This is a genomic window from Polymorphospora rubra (genome assembly GCF_018324255.1).
Classification (GTDB): Bacteria; Actinomycetota; Actinomycetes; order Mycobacteriales; family Micromonosporaceae; genus Polymorphospora; species Polymorphospora rubra.
Map to the genome: position 1 here is coordinate 6265202 of NZ_AP023359.1, position 19760 is coordinate 6284961.

Sequence of the window (19760 nt, forward strand, 5' to 3'; positions counted from 1 at the left end):
GACCCGCTGACAAGGTCGCGGGCACCCGTCGTCGTACGCGACGGCGGGTGCCCGTGGTCCTTTTATGGAGTGTGGCGTCGTCGGACGGGTCAGAGCGTGTTGCGGATCAGCCGGGCCATCTCCAGGTGACCCCGTGCGTTGACGTGATACCACTCCTTCGTGTCCCAGGACGTCGATCCGGTCGTCCACGGGTCGGCCGCGCAGGCGGTGTGGGTGCGGAACGGCGTGGCGATGTCCACCACCCGGATCCGTTCCGAGCCGAGGATCGCCTGGGCGCGGGTGACGGCGGTGGCGATGGTCCGGTTGAGGCCGGCCTGGACCCGGGCCAGCATCTGCGCCTCGTTGTCGAACATGCCGGCCCGGCACCGCAGGGGGTCGGTGGTGGTGACCGGCAGCGGATAGTTCGGCACCCGGATCCGGGCGTTCGGCGCCTTGCGGCCGATGTCCAGATAGACCGCGAACAGCCGACCCTCGAGGATCGGCAGGGCGGCGTTGATCACCTGCTCGGTGTTCTGGCCGTTGATGACCAGGCAGTCGAAGATCGTGCAGTCGTAGAGCAGGCCGGCGAAACCGAGGTCGTTGCCGCCGACCGTGATCGTGACCACCGACGTCTCGGCGCCGTTGAACGCGGCGCCGTAGCCGCCGCTGGGGATGTCCAGCGCCTGGTTGAGGAAGCCGGACTGCGCCACCCGGGTGTAGCCGGACTCGGTGTGCTGCGGGTTGAAATAGCCGCCGCCACCGGGTGCCCACGGCACCAGGTTGCCCAGGCCGATCTGGGCACCGCTGCACGACGGCCCGAACGGCCAGGTGAACGGCGGTACCCGCTGCTGCTCGGCGAACGCGTCGTCGAGCTTGTTGGCGTAGTTGTCCCACGAGTTGTAGCACTTGGTGTCGAGGTAGTTCCCGGCCCCGTTGCCGGCCGAGAACGAGTCGCCGAGGGCGACGTAGCGGAACGGGTTGTGCCGGTCGAGGTAGAACCGTTGGGCGGGGATGTTCGCGCACGGTGCGACCCAGGGCACGATGGTCAGCCCGGTGCCCTGCCGGGCTTCCAGGCACAGCTTCGTCCCGGCGTTGTTGCGGACCGAATACCAGTGTCCGCCGCCCGGGTGCCCCTCCATGGTCCACTGCCGACCGGGCAGCGCGGCGCAGGCGACCGTACGCACCCTGGCGGTCGCCAAGGCCGCGTTGACCATGCCGAGACACAGGTTGTTGAGTGCGCGGAGCTGGTTGCCGTTGTGCCAGTTCCACTTCTGGCGCTGGTTGCCCTCGCAGCTCCAGGTGGTCACGTCGGCGGCGACGGTCCAGTCGCTGAACGCCGGCTCCGGCACGCCGACGCAGTTGTCGCCGCCGAGCCAGTAGAACATCTTGCCCATGCCGGAGGTGACCAGCGCGGCACTGGCCGGCGGCGGTGCGACGACCGGACCGATCGTGGCCGCGAGGACCATGACCAGCGCCGGTACGAGTACGCGGCGCCACCGGGGGCGCCGGGGTGTCGGGTGGGGGGTGGATCGACCATCTGTTGCTCCTCGTCCGTTGTGGAACGGTCGCGCGCAGCGTCCGTCCACCCCGTCTCGGGGAGGTCAAATGCCTGGTCGGTACGGCGTCGACCGGGTCCGGCGAGGTCGATAGAATGCGCTCGCACGGGCGCCGCCCACCTCAACTCCACACTGGGCACACCGGTCAGGGAGGGACGAATGGCCCTCACCCCGACGGCCGCCGGCCGCCTCGCCGCCGGGATGGCCGCGACCAGCTCCGACGCTGATCTCGCCGACTGGCTCGAACGGCACGCGGCCGCGCTGCTGGCCGGAAACAACGTCACCCTGCTGCCGCACCTGCCCCGGCTGCTGGCCGTCGACGACGAGCGCCGGCCGTGGCTGCGGCTGGTGGTGGCCACCACCCTCTTCGCCCGCGACGCCCGCGATCCGCTGCCGTGGCGGATGCTGCGCGACGCGGCCGCCGCCTTCCGGCGCGCCGGCGACCTCGTCGGGTACGGCTGCGCCCTCTACACCGAGGGAAACTGGTCGATCACGATCGGCGACATCCCGGCGGCGACCCGGCTGTGGGAGGAGGGCCGCGTCCACCTCGACGGGCACCTGCCGGCGTACGCGCACTCCCTGGCCAACCAGGCGTGGAGCGCGTACGGCACCGGCGACCTCGTCCGGGCCCGGACGCTCGGTGAGGAGGCGGTGGCCATCGCCGTACGGCACGGCGACGCCCGCGCCCTCGGCACCGCCTACACCCATCTGTCCGCGTACGAGATCTGGCTCGGCTCGTTCACCCGGGCCAGCGTCAACCTCGCCGGCGCCGACCGCGCCTTCCAGGAGATCACCGAGGGCGTCCAGCGCTACGAGTGGCCGATCGCCCTGGTGATGGCCGGCGCGGTCGAGGCGCTGCGCGGCCGGTGGCCGGACGCGCACCGCCGCATGGACCACGCCGTCGTCGCGGCCGACGAGACCGGATCGGCCTGGATCCGCGGCATAGTGCACGCGATCCGGGCCGACGTCAGCGCGGTCGCGACCCCGCTACGCAGTCTCGCCGACGCCGACGTCGCGGTCGAGGCACTCACCGGTGTCGACGAGCGGTGGTGGATGTCGTGGGCCCGGGTCGCCAGCGGCCGGGCGCTCGGTGCGGCCGGACACCGGCACGCCGCCGCCCGCACGATCGAGCGGGTGATCGCCGAGGCCGAGGTGCCACCGGTGGAACGGGCCCGGCACCTGATGCTGCTCGGCGAGCAGGTCGTCGACACCGACCCGGCCCGGGCCCGCGACCTGATCACCGAGGCCATCGCCGGGTTCGAACGCTGCGGCGCCGCCTACTGGACCGGGCACGCCTGGTCGCGGCTGGCGCTGGCCGACGGCTCCCGCGCGGCCCGGCACTGGGAACGGGCCAGGGCGGTCGCGCCGTCCGACCCGGCGGCGACGTACATGCTCCGGGAACTGGCGACCCTGCGGGTCAGTTTCTTCACTGGTCCGGCGGTCCTGGTCGGTACGACCGAGGTCCGGTTCCCGACCCGGCACGCCCTGTATCTGCTGCTGGCGCTCGCCGCGCACGCGCCCGACGGCGTCCGGGCGGAACGGCTCGGCGGATGGCTGTGGCCGGACGCGACCCGGGAGGTCGCGGCGCACCGGCTGAAGAACGCGGTCTGGCAGGTGCGCAGCCACCTCGGCGCGGCCGGCGGCCGGCTGTACCGGCGCGGCGACCGGTTGCTGCTCGACGTGACCGGCGACGAATGCGACCTGCTCGCCCTCACCCGGCGGGCGGAGAGCCTGCTGCGGGGTGTGGCGACGGAGGCCCGCGAGGTCCGCGCCACCATCGACGGACTGCGCCGGCCGCTGCTCGACGTGGACGGCGCGGAGTGGGCGTCGGAACTGGGGGAGCGGTGCGCCGGCCTGGCCGCCCGGCTCGCCACCCGGTTCCCGACCTTCGCCGGGTAGCGCTCCGGTGCGGATCCGCGACCCGCTGCGACCCCGCCGGCGCCCGCCCGGCGATCGGGGCGCTCGCGTGCGGCCTACTGGAATGCGGATGGTTACCAATGTGAAGTTTGTTCCGGCCCCTTGCCGAGGGCCGTTGTTGATCTGAGCAGAAACCACCTGATCCGCGCTGGATATAGTGGCTGGCGCTCAGATCAACAACGGGCGCGATCGAGGGTCCCGACACCGCCGGCACCGGCCAGCACGCCGACCGTCTCCGACCGGGCGACCGGCCACGACCCGCAACGCTCCGGCGAAACAGGCGACGGATGGAAGTAGACCGCGACCAGAGTCGCGAGTCGACCGGGCGGTCGGCCCCGCCGTCAGCCCGGCGTCCGGTGCCCTCGCCGTCGGCCGGGGATCCGGTGCCCAGTGCCGTGGACGGCCGCCGTGGCCAGCCCCACCGTTACGACGTCCTCGGCGAGCGCGGCCAGCGCCGGATGCCCGCGCCGGCTCGCGTACGCCCGCCAGGTCGCCCCGGCCACGCTGGCGGCGACGACCCCGGCGCAGGCGAGCAGGACCGGGATCAACGGTCGGCTGCCGTTTCGGCGGGCCAGCAGCACGGCGGCCAGCACGCCGGTGCCGAGCCGTCCGGCCAGCGGCGCCGGGTCGAGGCGGCTCGGTGTCCGGGGGCTCTTGTCGGCGACGATCTCACCGGCGGCGGCGAGCAGTGCCGCGATCCGGGCCCGCCGGCGGTGTCGGGTCGACGTACCCGGTGTGGTGAGGGTGACGGCGGCCAGGCCGGTCATGCTGCGCCCACCGGTGGCGGCCCCCAGGGCCACCGCCCGCCAGGCGGTCGCCGCCCCAGCGGCGGTGCCGCGGCCACGGCGGTGGCCGTCCGCGACGTGCCGACCGGTGTGCGGGGCGTGCCGGCGTACGGTGCCGACGGCTTTCACCGCCGGCCCCGCCGGTCCAGCCCGGCGAGCACGGCGCTGGTGACCATGCCGTACGCCAGGTGCGGGACGATGTCGCTCAGCCACGAACCGGCCGACCAGGTACGCGGGTCGCTGACCTTGAGCCCGGCCATCGGTACGTCGCTCGCGGCCATCGCGGCCAGCCCGATGACCACCGACGCGAGCAGCGGGTGCGGGCGGAACCCGGCGCCGCGCAGGGCGCCGAAGACGGCGCCGACCGCGATCCCGGTGCCGATGCCGGACAGCGCGCCGAGTCCGGTGAGCCGGTTCTGCCGGGTGTCGCCGTCGCCGGGGACGTCGACCTTCAGCCGTCCGGTGATGGCTTCCACCGTCTGCTGCGGGGTGCTGCTCGCGGGGCGGCCGCGTTGGGCCATGTCGAGATAGGTGACGGCGTCGAGGGCCGTGGTGCCGGCGGCACCGGCGGCGGCGCCGGAGAGGAGTGCTGACCACATGCACCCTGGCTTCCCCGACGTGGCCGGGGCAAACGACCGCCGGGCGGGTCGCGGCGCGCCGAAAACCGGTGGGCCGGATCGGGTCGGGGGCCGAGAATGGCGCGGTGCGTATCCGGACGGTCGGCGTGGACGAACTGGAGATCCTGCGGGACATCGAGCGGGCGGCGGGCGCCTGCTTCCGCGAGGTCGGGATGGCGGAGATCGCCGACGACGAGCCGCTGCCGGTGACGGTCCTGGCGGCCTACCGCCTGGCCGGCCGGGCCCTGGTGGCGGTCGACCCGGCCGACCGGCCGGTGGCCTACCTCCTCACCGATCCGGTCGACGGCAACGTCCACGTCGAGCAGGTCTCGGTGCATCCCGACCACGCGCGGCGGGGGATCGGCCGCGCGCTGCTGGAGGACGTGGCGCGGCGGGCGGCGGCCGACGGTGTGCCGGCGCTGACCCTGACCACGTTCGCCGAGGTGCCGTGGAACGCGCCGTACTACCTGCGGTGCGGGTTCCGGGTGCTGGCCGGGGAACGGTGGACGCCGGGACTGCGGGAGATCCGCCGGCGGGAGGCCGGGCACGGGCTGGACCGGTGGCCGCGGGTGTGCATGCGCCGGGACCTGGGCGCCGCCGTGGCCGCCGGTCGACGGAAATGACCTCGCGATCCTGCGCTCGTGGCCCGTTGAAGGCGGACGGGCTGGACGGGCGCAGGATCGCGAGGGGTCGGTGGGTCAGCCCGCGGCGGGGGCCGGCAGCGGCAGCTGCATCAGCCGCAGCACGTTGCCGTGATAGATCCGGTCCCGGTCCTCCTCGCTCAACCCGAGCGCGTCGATGACCTTGATCGTCTCCCGGATGTACATCGGACCACCCTCCGGGTCGAACGGGCAGTCGGTGCCGAAGAGCACCCGTTCGGCCCCGAAGAAGTCCAGGCCGCAGCGGGTACCGATCAGTGACCCGGACAGCGCGGTGTCGGCGTAGAACCGGCGGAAGTAGTCGACCGGCCGCAGCGGCATCCGCTCCCGCAGTGCCGCGTAACCCCCCGGCGTACGGCTGCCGAGCTGGTCGCTCCAGCCGAGCCCGACCCGCCCCTCCAGGAACGGGATCATCGCGCCCATGTGATGCGTGATGATCTTCAGGTCGGGGTTCTCGACCATGATGCCGGAGAAGACCAGCCGGGCCATCGCCGCACTCGTCTCGTACGGCCAGCCCAGCGCCCACCAGATCTCGAAGAGTGACGTCTCCTCGCTGGCGTAGTCGGCCGACGCGGCACTGCGCGTCGGATGCATCCAGATCGGCAGGTCACGGCGGGCCATCTCGGTGAAGATCGGCCGCAGCGGCGGGTCGTCCAGCGGCCGGCCGTTGACGTTGGTGAAGACCTGTACGCCCCGGGCGCCGAGCTGGTCGATGGCGAAGGCGAGCTCGTCCAGCGCGGCGTCCGGGTTGTTCATCGGCAGCGAGGCGACGAACGCGGGGAACCGGTCCGGGTACCGGTCGCACAGCTCCCGCATCGACTCGTTGGCCAACCTGGCCAACGCGGGGGAGTCGGCCGGTCCGGCGAGCAGTTCGATCGGCGGCGAGGAGAGGGTGAGGATCTGCTGGTAGTCGGCGCCGAACTCGTCCATCATCCGCAGTCGCGCCTCGACGTCGTGCAGCGCCGGCAGTTCGAGCCAGCGGCGCAGGGCGCCGGCGTCGACGACGAGTTCGCACATCCGCTCGAAGTAGCGGGCGGGCAGGATGTGGCTGTAGGCGTCGAGTTTCACGGTTTTCCTCCGGAGGTCTTGCGGGCCCCGGCCGGCACCGGCCGGCGGGACGGGGTGGCGGGCCGCGAGGTGGTCGGCAGCCAGCGGGTGAGCCGGCGGTCGACGGCCTGCACCAGGGCGACCGCGCCGAGCGCGACGGCGATGATGACCAGCAGGATGGCGAGCACCCCGGCCCCGTCGAAGCGCCCGCCCGCCTGGGTGACGATCCGGCCGAGCCCGATGACCGAGATGAACATCTCGCCGTTGATCATGCCGACCACGGCCCGGCCGACGCCGAGCCGGACCCCGGCCATGATCAGCGGCGCGGCGGCCGGCAGCATGATCTGCAACAGCACCTGGCGCTCGCTGGCGCCGTAGGAGCGGGCCATCTCGACCAGGTGGCCGGGGACCGTCTGGATCGCCGACGCGGTGTTGATGATCATGATGAACGCCGAGTACATGACCACCACCCCGACGATCGAGCCGCGGCCGTCACCCAGCAGTGAGAAGAAGATCGGCGCGAAGACCAGCGACGGCGCGGTCAGCAGCGCGTAGACGTACACGCCCAGCGCCGCTTCGACCTTGCGGTAGCGGCCCATTGCCACCCCGACGACCAGGCCCAACGCCAGCGAGACCCCGAAGCCGATGGCCAGGTTAACCAGGCTGGCACCGAGACTGCCGACGATCATCCCGCTGCCGACCATGTCGGCCAGCCGGGCCACCACGGCACTCAGCGGCGGCAGGAACGGCTGGTCGACGATCCGTCCCGCGATCTCCCAGACGACCGCGCCCACCGCCAGGCTGATCGCCCCGGCCGGCAGCCGCCGCGGCGACAGCAGCCCCGGCGTACCGGCCGAGGTCAGCTGCCGCCCGCCCACCATCGTGCTCACGCCGTTACCCCGGCCCGGACGTCGCGGTGCTCCTCGTGCATGTCCCGCAGCCGGTCCCACAGGTACGCGGTGATCTCCACGTACTCGGGGGAGCGGCCGACCGCGCCGATGTCGTGCGAGCGGGGGCGGGCCATCGGCACCGGCACGATCTCGGCGATCCGGCCCGGCCGGGCGCTCATCAGCACCACCCGGTCACCGAGCAGCACCGCCTCCTCCATGCTGTGCGTGATGAAGACGACGGTGAGCTGCTGGCCCTCCCAGATGCCGAGCAGTTCCTCCTGCAACAGCCGCCGGGTCTGCTCGTCGACGGCGCCGAACGGCTCGTCCATCAGCAGGACCTTGGGGCGTACGGCCAACGCCCGGGCGATGCCGACCCGCTGCTGCATGCCGCCGGACAGTTCGCCGGGCCGCTTGGTCTCGAAGCCGGACAGCCCGACGGTCTTGATGAGCGTACGGGCGCGCTCCTCGCGCTCGGCCTTGCCGACGCCGCGCATCCGCATCCCGAAGGCGACGTTGTCGAGCACGGTCGCCCAGGGCATCAGCGCGAAGTTCTGGAACACCATGCTGCGGTCCGGGCCCGGCCCGCGCACCGGCTGCCCGTCGATGACGATGTCGCCGCTGTCCCAACCGATCAGCCCGGCCGTTGCCTTGAGCAGGGTGGTCTTGCCGCAGCCGCTCGGGCCGAGCACGGTGAGGAACTCGTTCTCGTTGACGGTCAGGTTGACGTCGTCCAGGGCGTTGACCGTGCTGCCGTCCTGACCGACGAAACTCTTGTGCAGGCCGCTGATTTCGATCATCGGGGGTCCTTCGCGGAGTTGGTCCTGGCCCACGGGGTGAGCTTGCGCTCGCACCACCGGGCGACGGAGATGAGCAGCAGCGCCTCGGCCAGGATGATCACGATCGTGCCGTAGAGCAGCGGGGCCTGGAACAGCCCGCGGTATTCGAGGATCAGGCCGCCGAGGGCGACCGAGACCATGAGCAGTTCGACGATGACCATGCCGGTGACGGCGCGGCCGAGGCCGAGCCGGACACCGGTCATGATCGCCGGAAGCGCGCCGGGGAGCAGGATCTCCCGCCAGATCTGGCGCTCGGACGCGCCGAACGAGCGGGCCATCTCGATCAGCCCGGGGTCGACGCTACGTACCCCGGTCCGGCTGTTGACGATCACCATCACGATCGAGAAGACGGTGACCAGGATGACCCGCGAGATCAGTCCGAAGCCGACCGACATCACCAGCAGCGGGATGATCGCCGCCATCGGGGTGACCAGCAGGATGTTGAGGTAGACGTCGCTGAAGCGCTCCAGGGTGGGGAACCGGCCGAGCACGATCCCGACCGGTACGCCGACCACGACGGCGATCCCGAAGCCGATCACCAGCGCCTGGTTACTGACGTACAGCGCCTGCCACAGTTCGGGGTCGCCGAGCAGTTCGAAGGTGGCGACGACGGTCTCCCCGAAGGTGGGGATCAGCAGGCCGCCCCACTGTCGCGCGTAGACCTCCCAGACGACGGCGAAGACGACGAACGTCAGGATCTGGTACGGCCGGTCGGAGTCGGCGATCCGGCGCAGGAGACCCCGCCGACGTGGCGGCAGCGGGCCGGCGAGGGTGCTCACGAGCCTGCCTTGACGAACGACAGGTCGGCGGCGTCGGCGGCGGTCATGCCGTCCTTGAGCACGCCGGCCCGGACGAAGAAGTCGATGGTGCCCTGCACGTTGGCGTCGGTCAGCGCCGCCGCGTCGAAGAGCCCACCCTCGACGTAGCGCTGCGCGATCTGCGCGACGTTCGGGTCCCTGGTGTCCGGCAGGTACTTGCTGACCAGGTCGACCAGGTACTGCGGGTTCTCGTTGATCTTCCGGTGTTCGGCGACCAGGGCGTCGACGAGGAGTTGGGTCACTTCGCGGTGGTCGCCGATGAAGTCCGCGTTGGCGTACACGGTCTGCGGGTGCAGGTCGGGCAGGCTGGTGGCGAAGTCGGCGATCCGGGTGAAGCCGGTCCGGCCCGACGCCTCCAGGGTCACCGCGTCGGTGATCTCCAGCGGGGTCGCGTCGATCTCGCCGGCGAGCAGCGCCTGGGCGCGTACGTCGGAGCCGCCGATGGTGAGGTAGCGCGGTTCCTTGCCGGCGGCGCAGGTGCCGCGTACCCAGTCCTTCGCCATGGCGGTCGCCACCGCGCCCTCGCTGAAGATGCCGAACGGCCGGCCGGCCAGGTCGTCGCAGGTGTTGACGCCGGTGGTGCCGTAGACGGCCCACTGGTTGCCGACGACGTCGGCGATGATCCGGATCGGCGCGCCCTGCTGGATGGCGATCAGGGCCGGGCTGGTCGCCTCGGCGGAGAACGCGTAGTCGCCCTTTGCCAGGCCCTCGATGGCCAGCTCGGGTTCGGCGAGCTCGACGACCTTGACCTGGTGACCCTGCTGCCGTACGGCGTCCAGCGCGGCCAGGATCGGGACGGTGGTGATATCGGGCTCGATCAGGGCGACCGAGAAGTTCAGCGTGCCGTCGTCGTTGGTGGTGCTGCCACCGCCGCCGCACGCGGCGACGGTGGCGGCCAGCAGGGTGGCGGTGACCGTCGCCAGCGTGCGGCGGGTGGCCCGGGCGGTTCGTGTCGAGAGGCTTCGGTGGCTCATGGGGGTGCCTGCTCTTCCTCTGGTCACTCAACGTGAGTGGAAAGCGTTTGCCGTTCCCGCATGCTAGTGGCCTACCTAACACCGCCGTCAAGAGTCTGACATCAGCCCGTTACTTGCCCATGGCCGTCACCTGCCCTTTTGTGGGCAGATCGATCTTGACGGCGATCCTGTCCGGTGTCGGGCTGGTTCTGTGGTGCCCGGGTGTGGCAAAGTAACGGCAAACGTTCTCCGAACCGAAGTGAGGATGCGATGGCCTCGCTCGCCGACGTGAGCCGGGAGGCCGGCGTCTCCGTCGCCACCGCCTCCCGGGTGCTCAACGGCGCCACCCACCCGGTCTCCGCCGACACCCGCTCGCGGGTCCTGGCCGCCGCGGCGCGCCTCGGCTACTCACCCAGTGCCCTGGCCCAGGCGCTGGTCACCCGGACCAGCCGGCTCATCGGGGTGATCGTCAGCGACATCGTCAACCCGTACTTCTCGGTCATCGCGCGCGGCGTCGACGACATGTCGACCCGGGCCGGATACGTGACCATGCTGTCCAACGCCGACCGGCGCACGAGTTCGGAGATCACCAGACTCCAGACCATGCGCGACTACCGGGCGGCGGGCGTGATCTTCGCCGGCAGCGGCTACGTCGACGACCCGCGGACGCCGGAGCTGGCCAAGGCCGTCGCCCAGGCGCGCGAGCGGGGCGTGTTGACGATCTCGCTCACCGACCGCGACATCGACTGCCCGGTCATCACCGCCGACAACCGCGCCGCCGCGTACGACCTCACCGACCATCTGGTGTCGCAGGGCCACCGCCGCATCGCGTTTATCGAGGGGCCCGCCGGCATGGTCGCCACCGAACAGCGCCGGACCGGGTTCCTCGACCGGATGGCCGAGGCCGGCCTGCGCGACCTCGCGGAGTGCGTCGAGGGCGGCTTCGACTTCGAGGCCGGCCACGCGGCGGCGCTGCGGCTGCTGGCCAGTCGTGATCTGCCCGACGCCATCGTCGCCGCCAACGACGAGGCCGCGGTCGGGGCGCTCAACGCGCTGCGGCAGGCCCGGATCGACGTACCGGGGCAGGTCTCCGTCGCCGGCATCGACGACCTGCCGGTGGCCCGGTTCGTCGGCCTGACCACGGTCAGCCTGCCGCTGTACGAGCTGGGCGCGATGGCCGCCCGGCGGGTGATCGACGCCGGCGCCGCCGGCCCGCCCCTCGAGGCGGGCCCGCCCGTGGTGCTCCCACACCGCCTCGTCCCCCGCGAAACCACCACCCGCCGCCCCTGACCCCCGCCCCCTGCCCTCCCCGCCCGCCCCGCCCGCCCCCGCCCGCCCCGAAACCCCGCGATCTTGCACTTGTCGCCCGTCAAACCTGGGCAGAAGGGGGAGACAAGTGCAAGATCGCGGGGCGGAGTGGGGCGGGGCGGGGAGGGAGGGGGAAGGGGGTCAGAAAGCGGTCAGGTCGATGCGTGCGGAGACCGGGGAGCCGTTGTGCACCAGCGACTCGAAGCCGCCGACGTCGTCGAAGGCGAACCCGTAGGCCCGCCCGTCGACCATGTGCTCGTGGACGACCCGCGAGTAGTGGTCGGTGACGTCGCGGGTGTAGAACCCGGCCGGATCGTACGTCGGCTGGGTGTGCGCGAAGCCGAGCGTGGAACGGTGCAGCGCGGCGCACAGGGTACGTGCGATCGGTCCCACCACGTGGTCGTTCGGGGCGTGCAGCCGGCCGTCGCAGCCGAAGACGTCCTTTGTGGTCGGTCGCTGGAACGAGGCCACCTCGGCGCCGCTCCCGTCGGTGAAGCGCAGCACGCCGGCGCCGTCGGTGCGGCCGTGGAACCTCGTGTCCGGCTCGTGCTGGAACGGCACCACGGTGAGCGTGGTGTCCCGGTAGGTGTCCCACGCCTGCGCGATGTAGCCGTCGAGGTAGGTGTCGCCGAAGACGGCGGTGTCGATGCCCTTGTGCGGCGACAGGACGCGCAGCCGGGTGCCGTCGGCGCGGGTGTGGATCAGTCTGCCCCAGTCGCCGGGCTGGCCGGCCAGCGCGTCGAAGATGCCGTCGCGGCCACCGGCGACGAGTTCGCCGGCCGTGCTGCTGCCGCCGTCGGCCCCGGTGACCCCGACCGAGTGCGGCACGCTGAACATGTCGACCTGGGAGCTGTTGAGCCACAGCCCGTCGTCGTTGTAGGTGAACTCGCTCCAGTCGAACAGGATGCCGTGGTTGGGGTCGCCGGACGCCCACGGCGCCGGCTGGACGAGCCCGTCGGGGCTGAGGAAGAACTTGAGCTTTTCGCCGAACGACATGTAGACCCGGCCGGACAGGCCGCGGGGGATCTGCAGGGTGGTGGTGGCGCCACCGGCCGGGCCGGAGATCGCCACGTCGGGGGCGGGGCTCGGCGGTAGCGTTCCGCCCGACCAGGCGGTGAAGGTGCCGCCGGCGTCGACGTAGCCGAGCCGGCCGGTCGCCAGGTTGACGCCGAGAACGTAGAGGTGGATCTGCTCGCCCCGGCCCGAGTTGTTGGTCACGTGGAGCGGCAGGTGGTCCGGCGGTACGGCCGACGCCGGTGCCGTTCCGCCGAGCGCGACGGCGGTGGACGCGGCGGCCGCGACCACGGCCAGTCGGTGGAGCAGCTTCCGTCCTGTACGCATGTATCAACTCCTTACGTGTGCGGCCCTCGGCCGCGCTCTGGGCACACTCATGCCCCGAACGAAATGCTCCTTCCTGGCTGATATAGCCCACCTGAGAGCGCTCTCTCACTCAGATCCACCCTTACCCGGCAAGCGATCCCTGTCAATAGTTAGGTGTCCGAAAAATTACCCTTGTGTTACGCCGTCACGTCCCGGCGCGCGGTCACCCGACCTGCGGCGGTGCCGGCGGCAGCCGGTCCGGCAGCAGTGCCAGGGTGGCCATGAGCTGCGAATGCGCCGGCTGCGGCAGGTCGTCGGCGGCGAACCAGTCGAGCCGGTCGAACTTGCGCGGCTCGCCGATCGTGACCCGGGCCGGGTCGACGCGTACCGCGAAGACCACCGCGACCCAGTGCGACGGCGGGCTGTCCCGCAGCACGTTGCGCACCCCGAGCAGGGTGATCTCCAGCGGGTCGGCGGCGTACTCCTCGCGTACCTCGCGGGTGACCGCGTCCTCGAAGCTCTCGCCGAACTCCAGCGCTCCGGCCCCGGTGTCCCAGGTGCCGGGCTCGTCGCGGGCGCCCGGTCCGCGCCGGGCCAGCAGCAGCCGCCCGGCGCCGTCGTGACACACGAACACACAGGAAACCGACGGGGTACGCCGTAGCACACTCATCACTGACTCCACTCTCCGGAAAACCCACTGGTGCTCCACGCGCCGGGTGACCATACCCGGGCGTACGGATCAGGCCCGCGCGGCGCGCAGCAGGCGGAGCTGGCCGATCTCAGCGACGTTCTTCATCAGCTCCGCGTTGGCCCAGCCGATCATGTGGGCGACGGTGAGCCCGGAGTCGGCCGGCCACGGGAACGGGGCGGGCCGGTCGAGGTCGGCGTCGGTGAGCCGGTCGAGCACCGCCAGCCACTCGGTTCGCAGGTCGCGCAGCCACGCCACCGCCGCGGCGCCGTCGCCGGGCCACCGGATCCCGGTGCGGTCCGGGGGTGTACGCCCCCGGGCGTGGTCGATCGTCACCGTCCACCACCAGCCGAGATGCCAGGTGATCCAGGCGACCGTCGGCACCGGGACCGGGACCGGGTCCGGCTCGGACTCGGCCCAGTCCGGCACCCACCGGCCGTCGCTGCCGGCGCGCACCGTCCAGTGGAGGGGGGCCGGTTCCCAGAGGTGGTCGGCCGGCTCCAGCCGCTCCAGGTGGTATTCGAAAAGCGACCAGGTCAGGTCGAACTGCCAACGCAGCAGTTCGGGGCGGGATGCCGGCATCGGGTGATCTTCGCACCGACCGGTCGCCGGATCGACCGGATATCCGGCCGGGTCAGCGCGGTGCCCGCCCGACGACCAGTGGCGCGACCGCCGCGGCGAGCGCCGCCCCGACCAGCGGGAAGACGACGAACACCCAGAGTTGGCGCAGCGCCGTACCGCCCTCGAAGACCGCCGGGCCGAACGAGCGGGCCGGGTTGACCGAGGTGCCGTCCAGCGTGATGCCGGCCAGGAGTACGGCGGCCAGCGCGAACCCGATCACCAGGCCGGCGCTGCCGGCGTATTCGGGACGGCCGGTCACCACCAGGACGACCAGGACGAACAGGAAGGTCAGCACCGTTTCCAGGACCATGGCGCCACCGAGGTTGATGTGCTGGCCGTACCCGTTGGTGCCCAGCACGCCGGTCTGGTCGGCCACGCCGCCCCAGCGGGTGAGTCCCCAGAGCAGCAGGCCGGCCACGGTCGCGCCGAGGAACTGCGCGACCCAGTACGCGACCGCCCCCGCCGGCGAGATCTTGCCGGACAGCAGCACCCCGAGGGTGATCGCCGGATTGGCGTGGAAGCCGGACAGCGGACCGAGGGTGTAGAACAGCACCGCCGCGACGAACCCGAAGGCCAGGGCGACCACGACGACGCCCCCGGACTCCCGGGCCGAAATGGTGGCGCCGACACCGATGAAGACCAGCAGCAGGGTGCCGAGGAACTCGGCGGCGTACCGTCGCGTGTCGTCCATACCCGCATCCTGGAACAGCCGGCCGGGCCGTTCGCCCACTTCGGCGGAAGGACCGGGGCGCCAGGGGGATGCCGCGGGTCCGGGATGGTTCAACGCGGTTCAAGCGGGCACACCCTATGCGAAGAGGAAGCGACGCAGGGGGTGAACGACGTGAAGGCAGTGGTATACGAGGGCCCGCGCTCGGTGGCGGTACGTGACGTACCGGACCCGAAGATAAAGAAGGGCACCGACGCGATCGTCAAGATCACCTCGACCAACATCTGTGGTTCCGACCTGCACATGTACGAGGGTCGGACGAACGTCGAGGAAGGCAAGATCCTCGGGCACGAGAACATGGGAACCGTCGTCGAGGTCGGCAGCGGCATCGACCGGATCAAGGTCGGCGACCGGGTCTCCGTCCCGTTCAACATCGGGTGCGGCCACTGTCGCAACTGCCTGACCGGCTGGACGGCGTACTGCCTGCGGATGAACCCGAACCCGGACATGGACGGCGCCGCCTACGGCTACGCCAACATGGGCCCGTACGACGGCGGTCAGGCCGAATACCTGCGGGTCCCGCACGCCGACTTCAACCTGCTCGAACTGCCACCCGGCGACGAGCACGAGAACGACTTCACCATGCTCTCCGACATCTTCCCGACCGGCTACCACGGCACCGAACTCGCCGGCATGGAACCCGGTGACACCGTTGCCGTCTTCGGCGGCGGCCCCGTCGGCCTGCTCGCCGCCCACAGCGCCATGCTGCGCGGCGCCAGCCAGGTCTTCGTCGTCGACCGGGAGAACGACCGGCTCGCGCTGGCCGAGAAGCTCGGCGCCACCCGGATCGACTTCAGCGTCGCCGACCCGGTGGAGCAGATCATGGACGCCACCCACGGCCGGGGCGTCGACCGGGGCGTGGACGCCGTCGGCTACCAGGCGCACGGCAAGGGGGGCGAGCAGCCGGCACGGGTGCTCGACAACCTGGTGGACGTCGTACGCAGCACCGGCGGCATCGGCGTGATCGGCGTGTACGTGCCCGAGGACCCGGGCGCCGCCGACGAGGGCGCCAAGCACGGCCGGATCGGCTTCAATTTCGGGAAGATGTTCTCGAAGGGGCAGCGGATCGGGACCGGACAGTGCCCGGTGATGCGCTACAACCGGCACCTGCGGGACATGATCATCACGGGGCGGGCGACCCCGTCGATCGTGGTGTCGCACGAGCTGCCGCTGACCGAGGCGCCCGACGCGTACGACAAGTTCGACCGGCGCGTCGACGGCTACACCAAGGTCGTCCTGAAGCCCGAGATGAGCGGCGGGACGAGCTGACCCGAAGACGTAGAGGGACCGGCCACCGCGGGGAGGAGGTGCCGCGGTGGCCGGTCCGTGCGGGTCCCGGTCGTGGTCGGGACCCGCACCTGTGGTGATGCCTACCGGCGGGTGGGCTTGTCGCTGGTCACATGCCCGGTGAGCCGCCCGACCACGTTCAGGTGGACCTGGCCCTCCTCGATCTCGGGCAGGCCCTCGGCGTACACGCCGTTCGCGAGGTACGTCGACTGCCGCTGGTATTCCTGGGCGAGCGCGTCGGTCCGCAGGTAGCCCTGCGTCGCGATGCAGTTGCCGACCGGGTCACCGGCCAGCGTCGCGGGCAGCGGCCCGGTGGGGCAGTCCCTGCCGTACTGGGGAATGGCCTCCGGCCGCGGGTCGATCCAGGGCGTGCACGGCACGCCGCCGTCGGGGCACCGTTCGTACTGCTTGAGCGCGCCCAGGAACGTCGACAGCAGGTGGTCCGACCCGGTGGTCCCGAGCAGGAACCTGCCCGGAAGGTGCTCCTCACCGAAGAGCAGCCCGTTGAGCCGGTCGTTGGTGCGCAGCGCCTTCGGGAACCCGGCCTCGGTGTACGCCTGGAGAAGCATCAGCTTCTCGTTGAGCTTGTCGGCCGCCTTCGCCAGGTCGCTGGCCGGGTTGGCGAGTCCGGTCACCACGCTCTGGTAGTAGACCTTCTGCTTGCCGTGCAGCAGGCCGACGACCTGGAGCCAGGTCGCGTTCTCGGCGCCGGCGATGTTGGCGAGCCGGGTGCTCCGCTCCACCTGCGGCTTCAGCCCCGACCACTTGTTGTAGACCATCTGGTTCGGTTCGGTCTTGGAGTGGTGGCCGGTCCGGTTGTTGGTGAACTCGACCTTGCCGACGGGGCCGGTGTACTTCACGGTGCGGGCGTCCTGCCAGGCCGCTCCCGGCCACCGGTCCTTGGTCCGCACCCGGATTGTCAGGTCGATGTCGGCGGTGAAACCCGTCTCCATCTGCGTCTCGTACCACTCGTGGTTGACGTACGAGGCGTCGTAGCAGGCGTTCAGTATCGGGCGGTCCTCCTCCGGCAGCATGTCGTACGCGGTGTGGAAGGCGTGCGGCAGCCCGTGGAGCAGGGCACCCTCCGGCATCGACACCCGGGGGCCGGTCCCCGAACACGGCAGCACCGTCGGAACGGCGGCGGTGGTGATCCGGGCCGGTGGCGCCTGGTCGCCCGGGCCGAACGGGTCGATCTTGTTCTCGCCGGCGGCGACCCGCAGCGCGGCCAGCTCCCGGCTGACCCCGTCGAGCGCCGTCCGGTACTCCTTGATCAGGTTTGTGTAGAGCTCGTTGGTCCTGCCGTCCTGCGGGTTGCTGAACGACCGGACCACACCCGTGATCTCGGTGCCCCGGCCGCTGAGCGCCGCGAGGAGGTTCCTGACGTCGGGGGTGGTCCGGCTGAACTCCTCGCTCTGGTGTGCCATGCCGCTGAAGGCCCGGGCCGCGGACAGCCACATTCCGGCGTTCGGTACGCCCTGGTGGACGGTGTCCACCCGGGGGAGGGGGAGCCCGGGTGCCCACCCCTTGTTGCGGGCCAGATCCGCCAGCAGGTAGAGCGATCCGTGGGTGGAGTAGTTCAGCAGCGTGTTGCGCAGGTTCGCGGCGGCCGGCCCCGACTCGAGCTGGGTCAGGGTGAGCGGGGACATGCGGGCGTTGTTCTCGCCGTAGTAGTAGAACGTCGTCAGGGCGTCCCAGTACTTCTCGTACTGCAGCTCCCGCCCGGTCCGCTGTTCGTAGCGCAGGTTCTGTACGCCCGTGACACCGAAGTCCTGCAGGATGACCTGGCTCAGCGCGAGGTGGGTCGAGTTGGCGGCCGCGTCCATCTTGGCGTCCAGCGACAGCAGGGTGTTCTGGATGTCGGTGAGCTGTCGGCGGATCTCTTCGATGTCGCCCTGCATCCGGCCGAGCTGCGTCACGATGTCCTCGTGGATGGCGACCAGCGCCTTCTCGATCCGGTCGAACCGCGTGTTCATCTCGGTTCGCAGCTCGGTGATGTCCTGCCGGACCCGGGCGACCTCCTCGAGGATGAGCGTGGTCGGGTCCGGCCCGGGAAGGAACACCTCGGTCAGCGACATCACCGCGCCGAGGATGTTGCCGGTGAGGGCCATGGTGCTCAGTGACGTCAGCGCCCCGACGACGCTCTTGCCCACGATCTTGGGAATGTACTCGCTGATCGCGGTGGCGATCGTCACGCCGGCCTTGCCGACCGCGGAGACCTTCGAGGCGATGGCCTTGTCCTTGAAACCGATGAGATGGGCCAGGGCCTCGATGCCCTTGCCGAGGTCGTCGATGACCGCCTTGCGTTCCTTGGCCGCGGCCTCGGCGAGGGCGAGTTCCCGCTTGGCCCGCTCCTCGTCGGTGGGGGCGGTCGGCGGGTTCTTCGCCGCCTCCGCGGCCGCCTTCTTGGTGGCGTCGTCGGTCGCGGCCTCCAGGGCGTCGAGTCGCTTCTTGAGTTGGGCGTTGGCCCGGGCCTCGTACTCGACGGGGTTGTTGCGAGCCGATTCGAGTTCGGCGAGGTCGAGGCCGGGCACCTTGGCGGCCAGCGTCTCGACGTCGTCGTCGACGGCCACCCCGGCGGCCGCGCCGATCCGCGCGTCCCAGGCGTCCCCGAGGGCGCCGTCGGTCCGGCCGGCCCGGGCGGTCTCGATGAAGACCCGGTTCTGCTCCTCGTAGAGGTGCGTCTGGTAGGCGTAGTTCTGGTACGAGCCGCTCACCTGGTGCCGCCGGATGAGTTCGGCGTCGAGGCCGGCGCCCCAGGTGCTGGCCACCACCTTCGAGACCTGCGGGGTGGCGATCTTGGACATGGCCGGGACGGCGAGGACCGCGTCGGCCCCGTTGACCATGAGGCCGTAGCTCGATCCGATGGTGGCGATGCGGTCGTGTCGCGCGGTGACCGCGGCGTCGAGCTGGTCGATCAGCGCCGTGATCTGCTCGGCGGTGGCGGTCGGGTTCGCCACCCGCCAGTCGAGCACCGCCGCCGACACCACCATGTGCCGGATGCTGGTCGGGTCACCGCCGTGGTTGCTGAGCTGGACCGCGAAGAGCTTGTCGCGCAGGCCCGCCTCGTCCCAGGTGACGGTGGAGCCGTGGGCGACGGAGGCACTGCCGGTGACGAGGGCGGTGACGACGGCGCCGGCGGTGACGGCCCGCTGCCACCACCGGCGCCCTGACCCTCTTGCCGTTAGCCGCAGGCCCGGTGGATCGTGCGCGGCGGTACCGGCGGATACGGGTGTTGACACGCGGGTTCCCCAATCTTTCGACGGATCACGCTGGATCCGGATCGGCTCAGGGTGTCGCCCGGCACTGGAAACCCGGTTAAAAGTCACTGGTACGGATGATCACGATGTCCTTCCAGTGGCCAATGCATCAGCCTGTTGCAATGGTGTGCGACGCACAGTATCGTATTGGGCATGAACGAAGTGACGGCCGGGCATCTTCAGGAGCTGCGACGCGGCACCGTCGTGCTCGCCTGCCTGGTGCTCCTCGAAACCCCCGGCTACGGCTACGGGCTGCTCGAGCGACTCAACGAAGCCGGGTTCAGCGTCGACGCCAACACCCTCTATCCGCTGCTGCGCCGGCTCGAGAAGCAGGGCCTGCTCACCAGCCTGTGGAACACCGACGAACCCCGCCCCCGCAAGTACTACCGGGTCAGCGACGACGGCCGCCGCATCGCCGAGACGCTGCTGGCCGACTGGGACGCCCTGCGTGCCTCGATCGACGCCCTGCGGGCCGGCTGACCCCGCTCCGGGACC

General features: G+C 71.2%; 18 protein-coding genes. 5 read left to right on the forward strand and 13 right to left on the reverse strand.

Translation table 11 applies throughout. The annotated features are described in order from the left end of the window. Positions 1 to 89: 89 nt before the first annotated feature. Positions 90 to 1445 carry a GDSL-type esterase/lipase family protein gene (locus Prubr_RS28240; RefSeq protein ID WP_212817923.1) on the reverse strand — a complete coding sequence of 452 codons (1356 nt, stop codon included), beginning with the start codon at positions 1443 to 1445 and terminating at the stop codon, positions 90 to 92. Positions 1446 to 1694: 249 nt separating this feature from the next. On the opposite strand from Prubr_RS28240, the gene Prubr_RS28245 reads away from it, so the two are divergent. Then, a complete protein-coding gene (locus Prubr_RS28245) occupies positions 1695 to 3434 on the forward strand; it encodes an ATP-binding protein (RefSeq protein WP_212817924.1) in 1740 nt (579 codons plus the stop codon). 359 nt (positions 3435 to 3793) lie between these two features. Here the strand turns inward: Prubr_RS28245 and Prubr_RS28250 are convergent, their stop codons facing one another. Together Prubr_RS28250 and Prubr_RS28255 are read right to left on the reverse strand one after the other, a co-directional pair. Further along, a complete protein-coding gene (locus Prubr_RS28250) occupies positions 3794 to 4366 on the reverse strand; it encodes a hypothetical protein (protein WP_212817925.1) in 573 nt (190 codons plus the stop codon). Next, positions 4363 to 4836 carry a hypothetical protein gene (locus tag Prubr_RS28255; RefSeq protein WP_212817926.1) on the reverse strand — a complete coding sequence of 158 codons (474 nt, stop codon included), beginning with the start codon at positions 4834 to 4836 and terminating at the stop codon, positions 4363 to 4365. Before Prubr_RS28255 ends, Prubr_RS28250 begins: the two co-directional genes overlap by 4 nt. 104 nt (positions 4837 to 4940) lie before the next feature. Between Prubr_RS28255 and Prubr_RS28260 the strand changes: the two genes are divergently transcribed. Then, complete coding sequence (locus Prubr_RS28260; RefSeq protein ID WP_212817927.1) at positions 4941 to 5477, forward strand: GNAT family N-acetyltransferase; 537 nt, start codon at positions 4941 to 4943, stop codon at positions 5475 to 5477. 75 nt (positions 5478 to 5552) lie between these two features. On the opposite strand, the gene Prubr_RS28265 is transcribed toward Prubr_RS28260, so the two are convergent. The 5 genes from Prubr_RS28265 to Prubr_RS28285 are packed head-to-tail and all read right to left on the reverse strand — an operon-like array spanning position 5553 to position 10078. After that, positions 5553 to 6581 (reverse strand): amidohydrolase family protein, encoded by a 1029-nt coding sequence (locus Prubr_RS28265; protein WP_212817928.1) that lies wholly within the window; start codon positions 6579 to 6581, stop codon positions 5553 to 5555. Next, positions 6578 to 7441, reverse strand: a complete 864-nt coding sequence (locus Prubr_RS28270) for an ABC transporter permease (protein ID WP_246569051.1) — start codon at positions 7439 to 7441, stop codon at positions 6578 to 6580. The genes Prubr_RS28265 and Prubr_RS28270 overlap by 4 nt, the downstream gene beginning before the upstream one ends. A gap of 5 nt (positions 7442 to 7446) precedes the next feature. Continuing rightward, complete coding sequence (locus Prubr_RS28275; RefSeq protein WP_212817930.1) at positions 7447 to 8247, reverse strand: ABC transporter ATP-binding protein; 801 nt, start codon at positions 8245 to 8247, stop codon at positions 7447 to 7449. Then, positions 8244 to 9065, reverse strand: a complete 822-nt coding sequence (locus Prubr_RS28280; protein ID WP_212817931.1) for an ABC transporter permease — start codon at positions 9063 to 9065, stop codon at positions 8244 to 8246. Before Prubr_RS28280 ends, Prubr_RS28275 begins: the two co-directional genes overlap by 4 nt. Further along, positions 9062 to 10078: an ABC transporter substrate-binding protein gene (locus Prubr_RS28285; protein WP_212817932.1), complete on the reverse strand. Its 1017-nt coding sequence runs from the start codon at positions 10076 to 10078 to the stop codon at positions 9062 to 9064. Before Prubr_RS28285 ends, Prubr_RS28280 begins: the two co-directional genes overlap by 4 nt. A gap of 249 nt (positions 10079 to 10327) precedes the next feature. Here Prubr_RS28285 and Prubr_RS28290 point away from each other — a divergent pair, with 249 nt between their 5' ends. Further along, positions 10328 to 11347, forward strand: coding sequence for a LacI family DNA-binding transcriptional regulator (locus Prubr_RS28290; RefSeq protein ID WP_212817933.1), 1020 nt, complete (start codon positions 10328 to 10330; stop codon positions 11345 to 11347). A 159-nt stretch (positions 11348 to 11506) separates the two neighbouring features. Here Prubr_RS28290 and Prubr_RS28295 read toward each other — a convergent pair whose 3' ends face one another. From Prubr_RS28295 to Prubr_RS28310, 4 genes are all read right to left on the reverse strand, one after another. Then, on the reverse strand, positions 11507 to 12706 hold the full coding sequence (locus tag Prubr_RS28295; protein ID WP_212817934.1) for a beta-1,3-glucanase family protein: 1200 nt from the start codon (positions 12704 to 12706) through the stop codon (positions 11507 to 11509). A gap of 202 nt (positions 12707 to 12908) precedes the next feature. Then, positions 12909 to 13355: an NUDIX domain-containing protein gene (locus Prubr_RS28300; protein WP_212817935.1), complete on the reverse strand. Its 447-nt coding sequence runs from the start codon at positions 13353 to 13355 to the stop codon at positions 12909 to 12911. Positions 13356 to 13424: 69 nt separating this feature from the next. Further along, on the reverse strand, positions 13425 to 13955 hold the full coding sequence (locus Prubr_RS28305; protein ID WP_212817936.1) for a DinB family protein: 531 nt from the start codon (positions 13953 to 13955) through the stop codon (positions 13425 to 13427). A 52-nt stretch (positions 13956 to 14007) separates the two neighbouring features. Beyond that, positions 14008 to 14685: an MIP/aquaporin family protein gene (locus tag Prubr_RS28310; protein WP_212817937.1), complete on the reverse strand. Its 678-nt coding sequence runs from the start codon at positions 14683 to 14685 to the stop codon at positions 14008 to 14010. 150 nt (positions 14686 to 14835) lie between these two features. Between Prubr_RS28310 and Prubr_RS28315 the strand changes: the two genes are divergently transcribed. Next, entirely contained in the window at positions 14836 to 15990 is a 1155-nt protein-coding gene (locus Prubr_RS28315) for a glutathione-independent formaldehyde dehydrogenase (RefSeq protein ID WP_212817938.1), read from the forward strand. A gap of 101 nt (positions 15991 to 16091) precedes the next feature. Here Prubr_RS28315 and Prubr_RS28320 read toward each other — a convergent pair whose 3' ends face one another. Continuing rightward, positions 16092 to 19247 (reverse strand): hypothetical protein, encoded by a 3156-nt coding sequence (locus Prubr_RS28320; protein ID WP_212817939.1) that lies wholly within the window; start codon positions 19245 to 19247, stop codon positions 16092 to 16094. A 165-nt stretch (positions 19248 to 19412) separates the two neighbouring features. Between Prubr_RS28320 and Prubr_RS28325 the strand changes: the two genes are divergently transcribed. Beyond that, positions 19413 to 19745 (forward strand): PadR family transcriptional regulator, encoded by a 333-nt coding sequence (locus Prubr_RS28325; protein ID WP_212817940.1) that lies wholly within the window; start codon positions 19413 to 19415, stop codon positions 19743 to 19745. The last annotated feature ends 15 nt before the right edge of the window (positions 19746 to 19760 follow it).